The sequence below is a fragment of the Mesorhizobium sp. P2_H9 genome, from assembly GCF_056403215.1.
In genome coordinates, this window is sequence record NZ_JBFUFX010000004.1 from 41007 (window position 1) to 59882 (window position 18876).

The 18876-nt window shown below is 63.7% G+C and carries 13 protein-coding genes; 5 read left to right on the forward strand and 8 right to left on the reverse strand.

Features of this window, described 5'->3' with window-relative positions; translation table 11 throughout:
• The first annotated feature begins 150 nt into the window (after positions 1-150).
• On the forward strand, positions 151-1800 hold the full coding sequence (locus tag AC1DXN_RS08530) for a lysine--tRNA ligase (protein ID WP_477275444.1): 1650 nt from the start codon (positions 151-153) through the stop codon (positions 1798-1800).
• Here the strand turns inward: AC1DXN_RS08530 and AC1DXN_RS08535 are convergent.
• The 8 genes from AC1DXN_RS08535 to AC1DXN_RS08570 form a co-directional block, all read right to left on the reverse strand.
• A complete protein-coding gene (locus tag AC1DXN_RS08535) occupies positions 1763-2578 on the reverse strand; it encodes a thermonuclease family protein (protein ID WP_477275929.1) in 816 nt (271 codons plus the stop codon). The genes AC1DXN_RS08530 and AC1DXN_RS08535 overlap by 38 nt on opposite strands.
• A gap of 8 nt (positions 2579-2586) precedes the next feature.
• Positions 2587-3237 carry a S24 family peptidase gene (locus AC1DXN_RS08540; protein WP_477275446.1) on the reverse strand — a complete coding sequence of 217 codons (651 nt, stop codon included), beginning with the start codon at positions 3235-3237 and terminating at the stop codon, positions 2587-2589.
• An 81-nt stretch (positions 3238-3318) separates the two neighbouring features.
• Positions 3319-5538: a 3-hydroxyacyl-CoA dehydrogenase NAD-binding domain-containing protein gene (locus AC1DXN_RS08545; protein WP_477275448.1), complete on the reverse strand. Its 2220-nt coding sequence runs from the start codon at positions 5536-5538 to the stop codon at positions 3319-3321.
• 15 nt (positions 5539-5553) lie between these two features.
• Entirely contained in the window at positions 5554-6762 is a 1209-nt protein-coding gene (locus AC1DXN_RS08550) for an acetyl-CoA C-acetyltransferase (RefSeq protein ID WP_477275450.1), read from the reverse strand.
• 40 nt (positions 6763-6802) lie between these two features.
• The gene (locus tag AC1DXN_RS08555) at positions 6803-7204 is read right to left on the reverse strand and encodes a DUF4259 domain-containing protein (RefSeq protein WP_477275452.1); all 402 of its coding nucleotides are present in this window, start codon (positions 7202-7204) and stop codon (positions 6803-6805) included.
• A gap of 10 nt (positions 7205-7214) precedes the next feature.
• Entirely contained in the window at positions 7215-8384 is a 1170-nt protein-coding gene (locus AC1DXN_RS08560) for an acyl-CoA dehydrogenase family protein (protein ID WP_477275454.1), read from the reverse strand.
• 120 nt (positions 8385-8504) lie between these two features.
• Positions 8505-10295, reverse strand: a complete 1791-nt coding sequence (locus tag AC1DXN_RS08565; RefSeq protein WP_477275455.1) for an acyl-CoA dehydrogenase — start codon at positions 10293-10295, stop codon at positions 8505-8507.
• A gap of 298 nt (positions 10296-10593) precedes the next feature.
• Positions 10594-11052, reverse strand: coding sequence for a MerR family transcriptional regulator (locus AC1DXN_RS08570; RefSeq protein ID WP_477241713.1), 459 nt, complete (start codon positions 11050-11052; stop codon positions 10594-10596).
• Between the two features lie 457 nt (positions 11053-11509).
• Here AC1DXN_RS08570 and AC1DXN_RS08575 point away from each other — a divergent pair, with 457 nt between their 5' ends.
• The 4 genes from AC1DXN_RS08575 (at position 11510) to AC1DXN_RS08590 (ending at position 18876) form a co-directional block, all read left to right on the forward strand.
• Positions 11510-15550 (forward strand): peptidoglycan-binding protein, encoded by a 4041-nt coding sequence (locus AC1DXN_RS08575; RefSeq protein ID WP_477275457.1) that lies wholly within the window; start codon positions 11510-11512, stop codon positions 15548-15550.
• 190 nt (positions 15551-15740) lie between these two features.
• Complete coding sequence (locus AC1DXN_RS08580; protein ID WP_477275459.1) at positions 15741-16664, forward strand: sulfite exporter TauE/SafE family protein; 924 nt, start codon at positions 15741-15743, stop codon at positions 16662-16664.
• Entirely contained in the window at positions 16664-17455 is a 792-nt protein-coding gene (locus tag AC1DXN_RS08585; protein ID WP_477275461.1) for a TIGR02186 family protein, read from the forward strand. Before AC1DXN_RS08580 ends, AC1DXN_RS08585 begins: the two co-directional genes overlap by 1 nt.
• Positions 17456-17619: 164 nt before the next feature.
• On the forward strand, positions 17620-18876 hold the full coding sequence (locus tag AC1DXN_RS08590) for an Hsp70 family protein (RefSeq protein WP_477275463.1): 1257 nt from the start codon (positions 17620-17622) through the stop codon (positions 18874-18876).

Sequence of the window (18876 nt, forward strand, 5' to 3'; positions counted from 1 at the left end):
TCCTCGAACGGGCCTCGAAGGTAGGAAGGCGGCATCGGTGCCGCAAGGAAAAAGCGCCGGGATCGTTGACGCTCCGGCCATGCACGCCTAGAGACCGGGCTGAACTCCACCTTCCGGCTAGCGCCGGCGAACGATTTGGAAAACAGTGACATGGCGGGATCAAACATCATCGATCTCAATCCCGAAGTGCTTGCGGCAGCGGCCGAAAGCAAGGCCTGGCCGTTCGAGGAAGCCAAAAAGATCGTCGAGCGCTACAAGGGCACGGACTTTCCCGACACCGTGCTGTTCGAGACCGGCTACGGCCCCTCGGGTCTGCCGCATATCGGCACGTTCGGCGAAGTGGCGCGTACCTCGATGGTGCGCCATGCCTTTCGCGTGATCACGCAGGACAAGGTGGCGACCAAGCTCTTGTGCTTCTCCGACGACATGGACGGCATGCGCAAGATCCCCGACAACGTGCCGGATCGCGCAGCACTCGAGCCGCATCTGCACAAGCCGCTGTCGTCGGTGCCCAATCCTTTCGGCGGCGACTATGCGAGCTTCGCGGACCACAACAATGTGATGCTTTGCCGCTTCCTCGACACGTTCGGGTTCGACTATGAATTCGCCAGCGCGACGCAATACTACAAGGCCGGCCGGTTCGATGCGATGCTGCTGCGCGCTGCCGAACGCTACGACCAGATCATGGCGGTGATGCTGCCGACGCTCGGGCCGGAGCGGCAGGCGACCTACAGCCCGTTCTTGCCGATTTCGCCGAAAAGCGGCCGCGTGCTCTACGTTCCCATGAAGCATGTCGACGCCAAGGCCGGCACCATCACCTTCGACGATGACGGCACCGAGACCACGCTTTCGATCACAGGCGGCAGGGTGAAGCTGCAATGGAAGCCGGATTTCGGAATGCGCTGGGCAGCGCTCGGCGTCGATTTCGAAATGTTCGGCAAGGACCACCAGACCAATGCGGTGGTCTACGACCGCATCTGCAACATTCTGGGCGGGCGGGCGCCGGAGCATTTCGTCTACGAACTGTTCCTGGACGAGAACGGCCAGAAGATCTCGAAGTCGAAGGGCAACGGCATCACCATCGACCAGTGGCTGGCCTATGCGCCGACCGAGAGCCTCGGGCTCTACATGTACCAGCGGCCGCGGCAGGCCAAGAAGCTCTATTTCGACGTCATCCCGCGGGCCGTCGACGAATATTACACCTTCCTCGCCGCTTACCCCCGGCAGGATTGGAAGGAGCGGCTGGGCAACCCGGTCTGGCACATGCATGACGGCAACCCGCCGAAGACAGACATGCCGGTGCCGTTCTCGCTGCTGCTCAATCTGGTCAGCGCCTCCAACGCCCAGAACAAGGACGTGTTGTGGGGGTTCATCTCGCGCCATGCGCCGGGCGTGACCCCGCAGACGCATCCCGAGCTCGACAGGCTGACGGGCTACGCGATCCGCTATTTCGACGATTTCGTGAAACCGGCCAAGGTGTACCGCGCTGCCGACGATGTCGAGCGCGAGGCACTGACGAACCTCTCAACGGCGCTCGCAGCACTGCCGCCGGCCGCCGACGGCGAGGCGATCCAGAACGCCTCGCTCAACGTTGCGCGCAAGATCGAGCGTTATCAGGACCATAGCAAAAAGAGCCCCGATGGCGGCCCCGGCGTATCGGGCGCTTTCTTCCAGATGATCTACCAGGTGCTGATCGGGCAGGAGCGCGGACCGCGCTTCGGATCGTTCGCCGCGCTCTACGGCATTGCCGAGACGCGCGCGCTCATTGAGCGGGCGCTGGCTGGTCAACTGGCGGCGTAGCGGTCGTCGCCGACGGATCGAGGATCGGTTGCGCCTCTGTCGGTGCGATCACGACAGAAGGTGCCGGAGCCAGGCCCGACAGATTGGGGGCGGCGCCGAAGACGCCCTTTTTTGCCGCGCGCGCCTTGTCGCCTGCTTCGACATAGGGGCCGCCCGCCACCGCGCGGGCCCAGCCGTTTTCGGCCAGCCATTGGCCGACATCCTGCTTGCCGATGCGGCACTCGGCGGCGATCAGATCGCGGCCGCCTTCCGGCGGCACCGCGCAGACCACTGCCCTGCCGCGCAGAAAGGCGCGGAATGCCGTCCGCGCGCGGACGCCGCAGGCCCAGGATTTGCCCTCGTCGGTGCACGTCTCGTCCTGCTTGACAATGTCGATGCCGGAAATCGCGACCGAATAGCCCTTCGCCTCGATCAAGCCGGCGGCGGCCGCGACCGGCTGGAACAGCTTTGTCCCGTTCCAGTCGTCGGACATTTTCGGCTTTGGCGGTCCGGCCAAGGCCAGGTCGCTCAGCGGTGCGCGCGGCTCGACCCTGACGAGCTCCTCTGCACGCAATGGCGGCGGCGCGACGGCCTCGGGGTCGATCGCCCTGGAATGGATCACGGGCTGGGGATCGGGAACGGCTGAAATGGCCGGCGCATCCGGCTCCACGTCGACATCCTGAATTTGGTCGACGGTGACGACGCTCTCGTCGCGATGCAAGGCGCGTCCGCCGGCGATAACGATGGCGGCCATCGCCGGAATCGCCAGGACAGCCATGACAAAGTGAAACAGACGCACCGGCGACCCTACTGGCTTGCCCAGACGATCCGCGCCACCCATTCGACATCGTGCAAAGGAATGTCGCGGTCGGGATGGTCGGGATTGAGCGAGACCAGCACGATCGACTTGACCGTCTGGCGGTCCAGCACCTTGGCCATCACCTCGCCGGCATTGGTCTTGACGACGACGCGGTCGCCCTTGCGAGTTGCGGCGCCCGGTTCGACGATCAGCACGTCGCCGTTGCGGTACAGCGGCAGCATGGAATCGCCCTGGACCTTCAAAGCATAGGACGTCTCTGTCGACCGTGCCGGAAGCTCGACCAGATCCCAGCCTTGGCCTGCCGGAAAACCGGCGTCGTCGAAGAAACCGCCGGCGCCGGCCTGGGCAAAGCCGAGCAGTGGCACCGCTGAGCGCTGCAAGGGCAACGACCCTGAACCGGCTTTGCTTCGGCCCTCGACCAGTCCAGTGAATTCGTCGAGCGAAGCGCCTGTCGCCTCGATGATCTTGGCCAGCGATTCGGTCGATGGCCAGCGCGGCCGCCCGTCCGAGGACAATCGCTTCGACTTGTTGAAGGCGGTCGAATCAAGACCCGCGCGCCTGGCCAGACCCGAGGCCGAAAGCGAATAACGCTCGGCCAGAGCGTCGATGGCGGCCCAAACGCGGTCATGCGAGAGCAATTTGCTCTCCTTCAAAACAGGAAAAAATACCTTCCCTGTTCTAGCTCCTGGCCACCACCTTGTCTACCGCGCAAGGCGGCGCTACGCCGCCTTCTTGGCCTCGCCCTTCGCGTAGGGATCGAAGCGCTGGTAGAAGCTCTCGCCCTTCTCGGCCATATCGAGCAGCAGCTTGGGCGCCTTGAACTCGGCGCCGTATTTCTTCTGCAGGCCTTTGGCGATCCTGACGAACTCCTTGGCGCCGATGCCGTCGATGTAGGACAGCGCACCGCCGGTGAAGGGCGCAAAACCGAAGGCGAGGATCGAGCCGACATCGGCCTCGCGCGGATCGGTGACGATGCCTTCCTCCATCACCCTGGCCGCTTCCAGCGCGATGGTGACCAGCAGCCGCTGCTGCAACTCCTCATAGTCGACCTTTTCGGGCGCTAGCTGCGGGTAGAGATCCCTGAGGCCCGGCCAAAGCTTCTTCTTGGCCGGCTTTGCCGGATAGTCGTAAAAGCCCTTGCCGTTCTTGCGGCCGAAGCGGCCATGCGTGTCGACCAGCGTGTTGATCAGCGCCATCTGCTTCGGGTCGACCGCCTTGTCGCCGAGATCCCTGATGGTCTGCTTCATGATCTTCTGGGCAAGGTCGATCGCCGTTTCGTCGGTCAGAGCCAAGGGGCCGACCGGCATGCCGGCGGCCTTGGCGGCATTCTCGATCATCGGCGCCGGGACGCCCTCGATCAGCATCTTGTAGGCTTCCGACATGTAACGCAGTACGCAGCGGTTGACGTAGAAGCCGCGCGTGTCGTTGACGACGATCGGCGTCTTCTTGATGGCGCGCACGAAGTCGATCGCGGTGGCCAGCGCCTTGTCGCCGGTCTTCTTGCCCAAAATGATCTCGACCAGCATCATCTTGTCGACCGGCGAGAAGAAATGAATGCCGATGAAATTCTTCGGCCGGGCCGAATTCCTGGCCAGCGACGAGATCGGAATGGTCGACGTATTTGACGCGAAGATCGCAGCCGGCTTCAGCACCGCTTCCGCCTGTTCGGTGGCGCTTTTCTTGACGGCGGAATCCTCGAACACCGCCTCGACCACCAGGTCACAGCCGGCGAGGTCGGCATAGTCGGCCGTTGGCGTGATCAGCGACAAAAGCCTGTCCTTCTCCTCGGGCTTGGCGCGGCCCTTCTTCACCTGGTCCGTTACAAGGCTTTCCGAATGCGCCTTGCCCTTGGCGGCGGACTCCATGTCGCGGTCGAGCAGCACCACCGGAATGCCGGCCTTGGCCGTGACATAGGCGATGCCGGCGCCCATGAAGCCGGCGCCAAGAATGCCGATCTTCTTGAACCTGGTTTCCGGCACGCCAGCCGGGCGGCGTGCGCCCTTGTTCAGCTCCTGCAGCGACACGAACAGCGAGCGGATCATCGCCGCTGCTTCCCTGGTCTGCATGATCTCGGTGAAATAGCGCTGCTCGATGCGCAGGCCGGTGTCGAACGGCACCAGCAGGCCTTCATAGACGCATTTCAGGATCGCTGCCGCAGCCGGATAATTGCCAAAGGTCTCGCGGCGCAGGATGGCGATGGCCGGCGGCCACAGATTGGCGCCCGCCACCGAATAGACCGGGCCGCCGGGCAGCTTGAAGCCCTTCTCGTCCCAGGGCTGGACGGCCTTCAGGCCGTTTTTGATCATCGCCTTGGCGGTCTCGATCAGCTTGGCCGGTTCGGCGATCTCGTGGATCAGGCCCATCGCCTTGGCCTTCTGCGGCGTCAGGGTCTGGCCGGTGGTGAGCATCTGCAGCGCCTGCTGCTGGTCGGTCAGCCGCGGCACGCGCTGGGTGCCGCCGGCGCCGGGGAAGATGCCAACCTTGACTTCCGGCAAGGCCATCTTGACCTTGTCGCTATCGGCCGCGACACGGCCATGGCAAGCCAGCGACAGTTCGAAGGCACCGCCCATGCAAGTGCCGTTGATCGCCGACACCCAGGGCTTGCCTGATGTTTCGAGCTTGCGCCACAGGCCGCCCATGCGGCCGGCATTGTCGAACAGCAGCTTTGCCGCCTTCTCCGGGTCCTTGGTCTTCTCCTTTGCAAAGACCGCCAGCATCTTTTGCAGCATGGTCAGATCAGCGCCGCCGGAGAAGCTGTCCTTGCCCGAGGTAATCACGGCGCCCTTGATGCCGGCGTCGGCCACCACCTGATCGATGATCTTGTCGAGCTCGTTCATCACCTCTTCGGTGAAGACGTTCATCGAGCGGTCAGGCATGTTCCAGGTAACCAGGGCAATGCCGTCGGCGTCGGTGTCGAGGGTGAAATTGGTGTAGCTCATTGGTCTCTCTCCCCGTCAGACGCGTTCGATGATCGTTGCGGTGCCCATGCCGGCACCGATGCACAGCGTCACCAGCGCGGTGTTCAGGTTGCGCCGCTCCAACTCGTCCAGCACCGTGCCGAAAATCATCGCGCCGGTGGCGCCGAGCGGATGACCCATAGCGATGGCGCCGCCATTGACGTTGATCTTGTCGTGCGGGATATCGAAGGCCTGCATGTAGCGCAGCACAACCGAAGCGAAGGCCTCGTTGAGCTCGAACAGGTCGATGTCCGAAATCTTCATCTTGGCGCGCTTCAACAGCTTCTCGGTGACGTCGACCGGGCCGGTCAGCATCAGCACCGGTTCCGAGCCGATGTTGGCGAAAGTCCGGATGCGGGCGCGCGGCTTCAGGCCCATGGTCTTGCCGGCCTTCTTCGAGCCGAGCAGAATGGCGGCGGCGCCATCGACGATGCCGGACGAATTGCCGGCATGGTGGACGTGGTTGACCTCTTCCACCTCGGGGTGCTTCTGCACCGCGACGGCGTCGAAGCCGCCCATTTCGCCGGGCATGACGAAGGACGGGTTGAGGGCTGCCAGCGACTGCATGTCGGTCGACGGTCGCATGTGCTCGTCATGGTCGAGGATGGTCAGGCCGTTCTGGTCCTTGATCGGGATCACCGAATTCTTGAAGCGGCCCTCGCCCCAGGCCTTGGCGGCGCGCTTCTGGCTCTCGACGGCATAGGCGTCGACGTCATCGCGCGAAAAGCCGTATTTGGTGGCGATCAGGTCGGCCGAAATGCCTTGCGGCACAAACCAGCCGGGCAGGCCGACCGAGGGGTCCATGAACCAGGCGCCGCCGGAAGCGCCCATGCCGACGCGCGACATCGATTCGACGCCGCCGGCAATGACGATCTCGTCCGCGCCTTGCGCGATCTTGGCGGCACCGAAATTGATGGCGTCGAGGCCGGAAGCGCAGAAGCGCGAGATCTGCATGCCCGGCGCCTTGGTGTCGTAGCCGGCCTCGAAAGCGGCGGCGCGCGGAATGACCGAACCGGCCTCACCGACCGGATCGACGCAGCCGAAGATGATGTCGTCGACAGTGCCGGTGTCGAGCCCGTTGCGGTCGCGCAGCGCCTCCAGCACCTTGGCGCCGAGCCTTACCGCCGGCACTTCGTGCAGCGATCCATCCTTTTTGCCCTTGCCGCGCGGCGTGCGCACGGCGTCATAGACATAAGCTTCGGCCATTTTCGGTTCCTTCCTTCTGGTGCCGCCTAAGGCTTTTGCTTTAACGCAAAGCCGCGCGCAGGCGATTCAGTTCGTTCTTGAAGTTGGCTGCATCGGCTGGAGCAGCTTCAGCCCAGAGTTCCATGAGTTCAGAGCTAGGGCTGCTTACGCATTCGACTGCCTGGATTGCCTTACCCTTCAATCCACTCAAAGCTTGCCAGTTCGAGACAGTTCGCAACGCCGTCTGTGCAGGTTTCGACAAGAACTCGGACTTCCCGTTAGCTGCGGCGACAATTGCGGCGGCGGCCAGTGCAACCGAGCCATCCGGCGCCTCGATGTAGCCAGGATTGTTGCAAGCCGCATCGAGCGCACCTGCAACAGCGACGGCGCCACTGTTCTCAAATTCCGCGACGAAATCGGCTGCGTCATCGTTTTCAAAAATCTTGAAACCCCATGCGCCCATAATTGCTATCCTAAAGGCTCCGTCCGATCAGCAATTTCATGATCTCGTTGGTGCCGCCGTAGATGCGCTGGACGCGGGCGTCGCGGAACATGCGGGCGATCGGGTATTCATTCATGTAGCCATAGCCGCCATGCAATTGAAGGCATTCGTCGACGACTTTGCCCTGCAGGTCGCTGAGCCAGTATTTGGCCATCGAGGCCGTCACCGGGTCGAGGCCGCCAGCAATGTGGCGGGCAACGCAATCATTGTAGAAGACGCGGCCGATGGTGGCCTCGGTCTTCAGCTCGGCGAGCTTGAACTGGGTGTTCTGGAAATCGATGATCGCCTTGCCGAAGGCCTTGCGCTGCTTGACGTAGTCGATGGTCAGCGCCAGCGCCCGCTCGATCATGGCGATCGCGCCAGTGCCGATCTGCAACCGCTCCTGCGGCAATTGCTGCATCAGTTGGACGAAACCCTGGCCTTCCTCATGGCCGAGCAGGTTCGAGGTCGGCACGCGCATGTCGTTGAAGAACAGTTCCGACGTGTCGTTGGCCTTGAGCCCGATCTTGTCGAGGTTGCGGCCGCGTTCGAAGCCTTCCACCTCGTCGGTCTCGACGACGATCAGCGAAGTGCCCTTGGCGCCCTTGGCCGGATCGGTCTTGGTGACGACGATGATGAAATTGGCGAGCTGGCCGTTGGTGATGAAGGTCTTGGAGCCGTTGATCTTGTACTGGTTGCCGTCCTTCTCGGCGCGTGTCTTGACGCCTTGCAGGTCGGAGCCGGCGCCGGGCTCGGTCATGGCGATGGCGCCGATCAGCTCACCGGTGGCCAGTTTCGGCAGCCACTTCTTCTTCTGCTCTTCCGAGCCGTAGTGGAGGATGTAAGGGGCAACGATCGAATTGTGCAGGCCGATGCCGAAACCGTCGACGCCGACATGGCCGATCGCCTCGATGATGGCGCTCTCATGGGCGAAGGTTCCGCCGGAGCCGCCATATTCCTCCGGCATCGAGGCGCAGAGCAGGCCGGCCGCACCGGCCTTCAGCCAGCTTTCACGGTCGACCATCTCGTTCTTCTCGAACTCGTCGTAGCGCGGCGAGATCTCTTCCAACATGAAGCGGTGCGCCATGTCGTAGAGCATGCCGACCTCGTCCGCCGCCCAGGCGGGTTTCGGAAGGCCAAGGATTTCGGCGGGATTGGTCATGCTGGTATGATACTCCTCCCAGAGCGCATCGTCAGAGTTGAGGCCGGCGCACTGCACGCAGGGCCCCTCCCGGCCCTTCGGGCCACCCCCCCTCAAGGGGGAGGGGGACGCCGGCCATTTCTAGAACGCTTCCGCAGGCAGCGCCATTAGCGTGTCCGCGCCACTGGAAATGCGGGCGAGATGTGCCGAGGTCTCCGGCATGATCCGCTCCATGAAGAAGCGCGCCGTCACCACCTTGTTGTCGTAGAACGACTGGGCACCATTGGCACCGGTCTTGCCGAGCGCCGCCTTGGCCATCTGCGCCCACATGTAGCCGAGCGCCACCAGACCGAAGAGATGCATGTAGTCGGTCGAGGCCGCACCGGCATTGTCGGGCTTGGCCATGCCGTTCTGCACCAGCCACATCGTCGCCGCCTGCAGATCGTTGAGGCCCTTCTTCAACGCCTTTGTGAAGGGCGCCATTTTTTCATCAGTGCGGTTTTCCTCGCAGAATTCGCCGACGTCCTTGAAAAAGGCCTGCACGGCGCGGCCACCATTGAGGCCGAGCTTGCGGCCGACGAGGTCGAGCGCCTGGATGCCGTTGGCGCCTTCATAGATCATGGCGATGCGGGCATCGCGGACGAACTGGCTCATGCCGTGCTCTTCGATGTAGCCGTGGCCGCCGAACACCTGCTGCGCCATCACAGCGTGGTCGAAACCCTTGTCGGTCAGCACGCCCTTGATCACCGGCGTCAGCAGGCCGGTGTAATCGTCGGCTGCTTGGCGGTCCTTGTCGTCACTGGCGCGGTGGGCGATGTCCGACTTGATCGCCGTCCACAGCGCCAGCGCCCGGCCAGCCTCGTTGAAGGCCTTCATGGTCATCAGGCTGCGGCGGATGTCGGGGTGGACGATGATCGGATCGGCCTTCTTGTCCGGCGCCTTGGCGCCCGACAGCGAGCGGCCCTGCAGGCGATCCTTGGCGTAGGACACAGCATTCTGGTAGGCGACCTCGGACAGGGAAAGCCCTTGCAGGCCGACGCCGAGCCGCGCCTCGTTCATCATCGTGAACATGGCCTTCAGCCCGCCATTGGCCTCGCCGAGCAAGGTGCCTTCCGCCTCGTCATAATTCATGACGCAGGTCGAATTGCCGTGGATGCCCATTTTCTCCTCGATCGACCCGCAGGAGACCGTGTTCCTCGCGCCCGGATTGCCCGAGGCGTCGAGCTTGAGTTTTGGCACGATGAACAGCGAAATGCCCTTCACGCCTTCCGGCGCGCCCTCGATGCGGGCCAGCACCAGATGGACGATGTTGTCCGCCATGTCGTGCTCGCCGGCCGAGATGAAGATCTTCTGGCCAGAAATCTTGTAGGTGCCGTCGCCATTCGACACAGCCTTGCTGCGCAGCAGGCCGAGATCGGTGCCGCAATGCGGCTCGGTCAGGTTCATGGTGCCGGTCCAGGACCCCTCGACCAGCTTCGGCAGCCATGTCGTCTTCTGCTCGTCGGTGCCGTGGGTGATTATCGCCGCGATCGCGCCCTGCGTCAGGCCGGGATACATCATCAGCGACATGTTGGCCGACACCATATATTCGGCGACCGCCGTGTGCACCGCGTAGGGCAGGCCCTGGCCGCCGAACTCGACCGGTGCGGCCAACCCCATCCAGCCGCCTTCGCGATACTGGTCGAAGGCCTCCTTGAAGCCCTTCGGCGTCGTCACCGAGCCGTCGGCATGGCGCACACAGCCTTCCATGTCGCCGACACGGTTGAGCGGCTGCATGACGTTTTCGGCGAGCTTCGCACCTTCGGCGAGGATGGCTTCGACCACATCAGGCGTCGCGTCGGCAAATCCGGGAAGATTGGAATAGCGCTGGTAGCCCAGCACTTCGTTGAGCACGAACAGCGTGTCCTGGACAGGCGCCCTGTAGATCGGCATGCGTTTCCTCCACCATGCGGTCCTGGCCCGAAATCAAGCCGTTCACGGCAAGCGGACCAAAAGTTGAAGTTCGCATAGCAAAAATTGACGTTTGCGTAAACGTCAATTTTTTTGCTGCGACAAAATTTCTTCAAATGCGGCGCGCGGGAGCGTAGTGGGGCAATGTCATGGGCGCCAGCACGGAGCGTGGCTGAAATGCCCGTTGTGCCGACAGCGGTGCCGGACAAGGAAAGAGCCGCGCGGCAGGCCACGCGGCTCTCATTCGTCACAAAGCCGTTCGGGAGTGGACGACGCCGGATTAACCGGCGGCGCTCGCCGGCGTCGAGCGCTCTACGAGCATCTGCCGCACGGCCGACATCGAGCCGCTCAGCTCGTTGATGGCGTCGTCGATCAACGACCGCTGCTTCTGCAAGCGGGCAAGCTGCTTCTCCGACTTGTCGAGTGCCAGCCGCAACTGCTTGGTGTTGGAGCCGGTGGGATCATAGAGATCCATCATCTGCTTGACGTCGCGCAGCGAGAAACCGACCTTGCGGCCGAGCAGGATCAGCTTCAGCCTTGCTTTGTCGCGGCGGGTGTAGAGACGGGTCGCACCGTCGCGCTTCGGGTTGAGAAGGCCCTTGTCCTCGTAGAAACGCAACGTGCGCAGCGTCACGCCGTATTTCTTGGCCATCTCGCCGATACGGACAAGGTCCTCGCCGGCTTCGTTCGATATATCATTGGTATTGGCCGCGGCTTCGCCGGGCGAAACGAGTTTCATGGTCACTGGCTTTCCCCGTCTGTGGCGCCGCGGTCCTGGACCTTGCGTCGCCTGAGTGGAAGCGGGGGCGTGCTTCCAATCGTGGTTTCAACAAAATATCGCAAAAGGCGCGATCTGCGCCCCTTTTACGTTTACGTCAATTCTATACCGATAGCCGCCTCACGACGCAAGCGGGTTCTGTGGGCAGCACCTTATGCCGCACCTGGCGGGTGGCCCGCCAAGAAGTTGCAACTTCTTAAGCTTGGTTAACGCGTTGTTTACCACGTTGGGCGAAATGTGCGCATGTCGGTTACCCGTGTTTATCCTGTATCGAATTTTTCACGGTTTTTCGGAGCGCGGGTGAGAACCCCGGGGAGCCTGTCTTCCACCGCAGCAAGGCTGCGGGCGCTTTCGGTTCCGGCAGGGACTTTGAGGAAAACTGGTTGCAAGCCAGCAATTCTGAAAAACGGGCGCATCGATGAACAGCAAGCGGTCCTATCTCGATACACTCAACGCCGGCAGGCAGCGCAGGCCGCATGCCGCACTTGAAGAGCTGAACCGTTCGCTGGAAACGCTGGAACAGCGGCTGGAGCGGACGCGCGAGGACAGGGCAGAGCGGGTCGATCCGCGCCGCCCCGGCCCCGAGCCGCGCTACGCCAGCGCCCAGCCCTATGGCCAGCCACGCTGGTATGAGGATCCGCATCCCGCGCAGCGGCTGAATAGCCCAGCATCGGCAGCACCCGCCTTCGATCAGAAATACCAGACGATCGCCCGCGACATCGACCGCGTGCGCGGCCAGGAAGACAGCGTCGCGGTGGTCGGCAAGATCGCCGGTGAACTGCGCGGCCTGCGCGAGGAACTGCGCCACCAGATGACCGTCGGCCTGCAGCGCGAATTCGACGCGCTGCGCAAGGACATCGAACGGGCTTTCCAGGCAAGCAGCCAATCGGGCGGCCAGTCAGGCAAGGGCAGCGCCGAACTCGGCGTCGAGTTCGAGCGGCTCTCCGGCGCCATCCAGACGCTGGCCGAAAAGAGTGACGATAGAAGCGTCAACATGCTGCGGCTCGAACTGGAACAGGTCAAGGCCGCACTCGACACGCTGGCGCGCGAGGAGAGCGTGCAGGCGGTCGACCGCCGCTGGGACGATTTCGACCGGCGCTGGAGCGCTTTCGAGGATCGCGTCGACGCCGACCAGCGCAAGCGCTCGGACGCGCCCGGCTTTTCGATGCTGACCGACCGGCTGGAACAGATCAGCAATGCGGTCAACAACCTGCCGGAATCGCTGTCGCTGCGTTCGCTCGAGGACAAGGTTCGCACGCTTGCCGGCGCTGTCGATCATTTCGCCAGCCAGCAGGACAATCGCGGCAGCGATACGTTCGGCATGATCGACGACCGGCTTGACGAAATTTCCCGCGCCATCGTCGCCTCGACCGTCGCCGCCCAGGCCAATACCGTCGATCCCGAGCTCTTTGAGCGCATCGAAAAGCGGATCGCCTCGCTTGCCCAGCAGATCGAGGAAGTCACGCAGGATCGCCCAAGCGGCGAAGTCATCGACCGCCTCAACATGCTGTCGGACCGGGTCGACGATCTCGCCGGCCGGGCCAACCTGCCGGAACAGGCGATGGAGCGCCTCGGCAAGCAGATCGCCTTGATCGCCGACAAGATCGACCGCGCCCCGGCCATGCCGGACGCCGACTATATTTTCCAGGGGCTGGAGCAGCGTTTCGACGTTTTGTCCGGCATGATGGAACGCCGCCAGGGTGACGCGATCGAACAGGGCAATATGCTGTTTCGCGATCTCGAACGGCGGTTGGACGAAGTTGCCGACCGGCTGGACCAACGCACGCCGCAAGTCGACGGCGCCGGTATCATGGACGCCATCGACGCCCGCTTCACGGCGCTGGCCAAGCGCATGGAGACGCGCGCGCCGGACCCCGCCAACGAGGCGGCGATCCGTGGCCTGGAAAGCCGGCTCGAAGACATCTCAAGCCGGCTGGAATCGTCGGCGGCACAGGTGGCGGGCATCGACCCGGCACTGATCCGCAGCCTCGAGGCGCAGGTCTCGGGCCTGTCGGCGCATCTGTCCAAGCCCGGCACACCATTGCCGGAATTCGAGGACATCAGCCCTCGCCTCAACGAAATCGAAAAGTCGCTGGCCGGAACCCGCGATTCGATCCTGGGTGCGGCGCGCGAGGCGGCCGAGAGTGCTGTGCGCACGATGGCCGGGTCCAGCGCCAATACGGCAGCCGTTGCCGGCCTCGCCCAGGATCTGAAGACACTCGAATCGCTGACCCGCCGTTCCGACGAACGCAATTCGCGGACGTTCGAGGCCATCCACGACACTCTGCTCAAGATCGTCGATCGCCTGGGCTCGCTGGAAACCAACGAGCCGATCGAGGCGGTGAGCGAACTCGTCGATGCGGCCGCGCCGGCGCGTGCACGCACGGTCCGGGCGACCCGCACCTCCAAGATCGCGGTGCAGGATCCGCCGTCGATGGATATCGACCAGCCGCAGCCGCTGACGGGCGACATGGCCGACCTCGACGGCCGCGCCGCTGCCATCATGCGCAACGAGTTAGGTGCGGATGGCGACCTGGTTACGCATGGCGACCCGGATGTACGCAGCGAACCGGTTGCGCGTAGCGAACCGGTTACGCGTGGCGAACCGGGGCCGCGCTCGCCAGCCGAAGCCGCAGCTGCTGCCGCCATGGCGGCGCTCGGCTCGGACGCCATCCCGGAAAGGAGCGGCCAGCCCGGCCGCAAGACGTCGATGTTTGGCGGACTGGCACGCGCCTTCAAGGGAAAGAAGCAGGCAGACATCCCGCCGCTTCCAGGCTCGGCGCCCAATGTCGACATTCCGAGCGTTGATCTCGACGAGCCGCTCGATCCGAAGCTCGCCAACCGGCCTCTGGAACCCGGCTCGGGCGCACCTGACCTCAACGCAATCATGAAGCGCGTGCGCGACGAGCGCGGCCAGCCGGTGCGGCACAGCGATACAGATGCGTCGAAATCCGATTTTATTGCCGCAGCCAGGCGCGCCGCGCAGGCCGCTGCCGCCGAGGCCGAGGCCCTGAAACGCCAGTCGACGATGAAAGGTCCGGTTAAGGCGTTGAGGATCGGCGACCTGCTCAAGGCGCGGCGCAAGCCGATCCTTATGGGAGCCATCGCGATCATGCTGGCGCTTGCCGGCCTGCAACTGGGCAAGGCCTTCTTCGCCGACCCGGTCGAAGTGGCCGGCAACGATGCAGCGCCTATCATTGCCGCACAGCCGGTGAAAACGGCTGCGGTCACCACGAACGAGCCGAAGGCAGAAACGCCGGCGGCCGTGCAGGACACCCCGGCCCGCTTCGTGCGGCAAGCAGAGTCTTCCGAGCCGGCAGCCAAGGACGAAATGCCGGCGCAAATTGCTTCGGCCATGCCGCCAAATATGGAAGCGCCGATGGACGATGTTGCGGTGCCGGCTCCGCCGCCGATGGCTTCGGCACCGTCTGCCGATGCGGCAGCGCCAGCAATGGACGCGACGGCCTCGGCTGTTCCGGCCGCTGCCGGACCGGCGGCTTCTGACACTGAAACCCAGCCGATGGCCGCCACGCCAGCGACCTCCCAGGATACGACCGGCGCGGTTCCGCCTACCAATGCTTCGGCGACAACGGCCACCGCCAAGATCGACGTCCCGGCCAATGCCGGCCCGGCCGCCTTGCGCGACGCGGCTGCCGGCGGCGACGCCAAGGCGCTGTTCGAGATCGGCTCGCGCTATGCGGAATCGCGCGGCGTCAAGGAAGACATGGCGGCAGCGGCCAAATGGTACGAGAAATCGGCCGAGCTCGGCTTTGCTCCGGCCGAATACCGTATCGGCAATTTCTACGAGAAGGGCATAGGCGTCGCCCGCGACATCAAGAAGTCGAAGACCTGGTACCAGCTCGCCGCCGAGCAGGGCAATGCCAGCGCCATGCACAATCTGGCCGTGCTGTTCGCCATGGCCGCGGACGGCGTCACCGACAATGAGTCGGCGGCGCACTGGTTCCAGGCCGCCGCCGACGTCGGCGTCAAGGACAGCCAGTTCAATCTCGGCATCCTGGCGGCCAAGGGCGTCGGCATGAAGCAGAACCTGGAAGAATCGTACAAATGGTTCGCGCTCGTCGCCAAGACCGGCGACAAGGACGCGGCGGCCAAACGCGACGAGATCGCCGCTGCGCTGCGGCCCGAGCAGCTGGAGCGCGCACGCGCCGCCACTGATCTGTGGAAGCCGAAGCCGCTCGATCCGGCGTCCAACTCGGCCGACATCCCTGAATCATGGCAGGAAGGCGCGCCGCAGACGACCGCCAGCATCGACATGAAGAAGGCAGTCACGAACATCCAGCTCATTCTCAACAAGAATGGCTACGACGCCGGCGGCGCCGACGGTGTGATCGGCCAGAAGACCAAGGACGCCATCATGGCGTTCCAGACCGACAACAAGATGACAGCGACCGGCGAGATCGACGAAAAACTGGTCAAGGCGCTGCTTGCGCACAAATAACGGCAGATGCGTCGCTTATGCGACGCCCTTGCCACACATTTGCCTGTTAACTGATTGAGATGTTTTTTGTTTCGGCGTCGTAGCGAGGTTTGACTTCGCGGCCTTGCCGGCGCAAGAACAATTTAGCTTTTCGGCGCAAAATGCCCGCAACGGTTGCATTCGCCGGGGGCACACTGATCGAGACTGACGGGTGGGCATCTATCTCCCGATCGCGGAAATTTCCGTCAACGTCTTCGTGCTGCTGGCCATGGGCGCGGCGGTGGGTTTCCTGTCGGGTATGTTCGGGGTGGGCGGCGGCTTCCTCATCACTCCGCTGCTGATCTTCTACAACATTCCACCGGCGATTGCGGTCGCCACCGGCGCCAACCAGGTCATCGCCTCCTCCTTCTCCGGGGCGCTGTCGCACATGAAGCGCGGCACGCTCGACTTCAAGCTTGGCGGCGTGCTTCTGGCCGGCGGCATCGTCGGCTCCACCGGCGGCATCTTTGTCTTTGCCTTCCTGCGCCGGCTTGGCCAGCTCGACCTGTTCATCTCGCTGCTCTATGTCGTGCTGCTCGGCACCGTCGGCGGGCTGATGCTGGTCGAGAGCGTCAATGCGCTGCGCGCCACCCGCAGCGGTGCAGCACCGGTGCTGAAGAAATCCGGCCAGCACAACTGGATCCACCGGCTGCCGCTGAAAATGCGCTTCCGCGCCTCGAAACTGTTCGTCAGCGTCATCCCGGTGCTGGGCCTTGGTGCCGGCATCGGTTTCCTGTCGTCGATCATGGGCGTCGGCGGCGGCTTCATCATGGTGCCGGCGCTGATCTATCTCCTGAAAGTGCCGACCAATGTCGTCATCGGCACCTCGCTGTTCCAGATCATCTTCACCTCGGCCTACACCACGCTGGTTCACGCCACGACCAACCAGACCGTCGACGTCATGCTCGCCTTCCTGCTGATGGCCGGCGGCGTCGCCGGCGCGCAATATGGCGCCAAGGCCGGGCAGAAGCTGCGCGGCGAACAGCTCCGCGCGCTGCTGGCGCTGCTGGTGCTGGCGGTCGCCATCCGGCTTGCCATCGACCTCTTCGTCACACCGCCCAACCTCTACTCGCTGACCGCCGCGGGCCTTAGCTGATGGCGGGGTTGAAGACGTTCGTGGCCGCTGCATTTCTGTCGCTGCTCGCCGCCGCGTCGTCAGGAAACGCGCAGACACTGCCGACCGAGAGCATCCAGATCGGCCTGTCGACCGATGCCGTGTCGATCACCGCCGGCTTTTCCGGCGCCGACCTCACCATCTTCGGCTCACTGGAAAACGCCGACCCGCTGATCGCGCGCCAGGGCCGCTATGACGTCATCGTCGTGCTCGAAGGGCCGGCGCGGCCGGTGGTGGTGCGCCGCAAGGACCGGGTGCTCGGCGTCTGGGTCAATCTGCAGTCGGAAACCTTTGAGAACGTGCCGATGTCCTATTCGGTGGCAACGACGCGCCCTCTGCAGGACATCACCGAACCGAACAGCTACAAGCAATTGTCGCTCGGCGCCTCCAACCTCTACATGCAGCCGACCGACGAAGGTGACAGCCCGGCGACGATCGAGGAATTCACCACGGCGCTGCGGGAGCGCAAGTCGGCGACCGGGCTCTATAGCGAAAACGTCGGCGGCGTGCAGTTCCTGTCGCAGAACCTGTTCCGCGCCACGGTGCGACTGGCGCCGAATGTCCCGGTCGGCACCCACAAGGCGCGCGCCTTCCTGTTCAAGAGCGGCCTGTTCATCAAGGAAAGCTCCGCCCAGCTGGAAATCCGCAAGTCGGGCTTCGAGCAATCGGTCTTTCGCGTCGCCCATGACTACTCCTTCCTCTACGGCGTCTTTGCGGTGTCGCTGGCCATGGTGACAGGCTGGCTCGGAAGACTGATCTTCCGGCGCGATTAGGATCGGCTTTCTCCGAAAAACGGTTTCCCTTTCGAGGGTCATGCGTTAGACCGCGCTCTCCCAGCCACCCGGCACATACAAACAATTCGGTTCGGTAGAGCAGTCCGGTCCCCGGATGCGCGCTTTCCCATGGCGCTCGCCAAAGGCAATTACAGGAACAGGCCATGCGACCAGCATTCGGCGGTATCGACTTCGGCACGTCAAATTCCACCGTGGGCGTGGTCAGGAACGGCCAACCGCGGCTGGTGGCGCTGGAGGACGGCCAGGTGACGCTGCCAAGCGCGGTGTTCTTCAATTTCGAGGACAACCGCACCTATTACGGCCGCCACGCCATCGCCAACTACACTGACAGCATCGAAGGCCGCCTGATGCGCTCGCTGAAGAGCGTGCTCGGCAGCTCGCTTGCCCGTGAAAAGACGCGCATCAAGTCGCGCTCGATCGGTTTCATGGAGATTGTCGGGCTGTTCCTGGGACATCTGAAGAAGCGGCTGGAGGAAGATGCAAAGGACACGGTCGAGAGCGTGGTGCTCGGCCGTCCGGTACAGTTCGTCGACGATGATGCGGCGGCGGATGCCAAGGCCGAGGGTGAACTCGAACACGCCGCCCGCGCGCAAGGCTTCAAGCACATTGCCTTCCAGTTCGAGCCGATCGCAGCCGCGCTCGACTACGAGCAGAAGGTGGCGAAGGAGGAGCTGGCGCTGATCGTCGACATGGGCGGCGGCACGTCGGACTTTTCGATCGTACGGGTCTCGCCTCAGCGCGCCCGCTCGCTCGATCGCAAGGACGACATCCTGGCCAGCCGCGGCGTCCATATCGGCGGCACCGATTTCGACCGGCTTTTGAGCATCGCCCATGTGATGCCGCAGCTCGGCTATCTGACGCCGACCAAGGACGGCAAGCGCAATCTGCCGGCCAGCTACTTCATCGATCTGGCGACATGGCAGCGCATCAACCTGGTCTATACTGCCAGGGCGATGACGCATCTGCGCCAGATCCGCTATGAGGCCGAACGCGCCGACCTGGTCGACCGCTTCATCCACATCGTCGAGCACCGTTACGGGCACGCGCTGGCGGCGCTGGTCGAGAAGGCCAAGATCGAGCTGACCGACCGGTTATCGACCGATGTGACGGTCGCGCTGTCGGGGGTAAAGTTCGCCGCCGAAATCACGCGAGCCGGGCTGGAATCAACGATTGACCGGGACATCGAGCGGGTGACCGCCACGGTGGCGCAGACCATTCAAGATGCGCAGGTGAAACCGTCCGACATCACCGCGGTCTTCCTGACCGGCGGATCGACGGCCATCCCGCTGGCCAGGCAGCAGATCCTGGCGCTGGTCCCGCAAGCATCAGTCATCGAAGGCGACATGTTCGGCTCGGTCGGGCTTGGCCTGGCGTTGGATGCCCAGCGGAAGTTCGGCTAG

Bases quoted from the DNA above. Each gene is read 5' to 3' on its own strand.
- AC1DXN_RS08555 (WP_477275452.1), bottom strand. From the start codon at position 7,204: ATGGGCGCATGGGGTTTCAAGATTTTTGAAAACGATGACGCAGCCGAT.
- AC1DXN_RS08550 (WP_477275450.1), bottom strand. From the start codon at position 6,762: ATGGCCGAAGCTTATGTCTATGACGCCGTGCGCACGCCGCGCGGCAAG.
- AC1DXN_RS08585 (WP_477275461.1), top strand. From the start codon at position 16,664: ATGGCGGGGTTGAAGACGTTCGTGGCCGCTGCATTTCTGTCGCTGCTC.
- AC1DXN_RS08565 (WP_477275455.1), bottom strand. From the start codon at position 10,295: ATGCCGATCTACAGGGCGCCTGTCCAGGACACGCTGTTCGTGCTCAAC.
- AC1DXN_RS08575 (WP_477275457.1), top strand. From the start codon at position 11,510: ATGAACAGCAAGCGGTCCTATCTCGATACACTCAACGCCGGCAGGCAG.
- AC1DXN_RS08570 (WP_477241713.1), bottom strand. From the start codon at position 11,052: ATGAAACTCGTTTCGCCCGGCGAAGCCGCGGCCAATACCAATGATATA.
- AC1DXN_RS08560 (WP_477275454.1), bottom strand. From the start codon at position 8,384: ATGACCAATCCCGCCGAAATCCTTGGCCTTCCGAAACCCGCCTGGGCG.
- AC1DXN_RS08530 (WP_477275444.1), top strand. From the start codon at position 151: ATGGCGGGATCAAACATCATCGATCTCAATCCCGAAGTGCTTGCGGCA.
- AC1DXN_RS08590 (WP_477275463.1), top strand. From the start codon at position 17,620: ATGCGACCAGCATTCGGCGGTATCGACTTCGGCACGTCAAATTCCACC.
- AC1DXN_RS08545 (WP_477275448.1), bottom strand. From the start codon at position 5,538: ATGAGCTACACCAATTTCACCCTCGACACCGACGCCGACGGCATTGCC.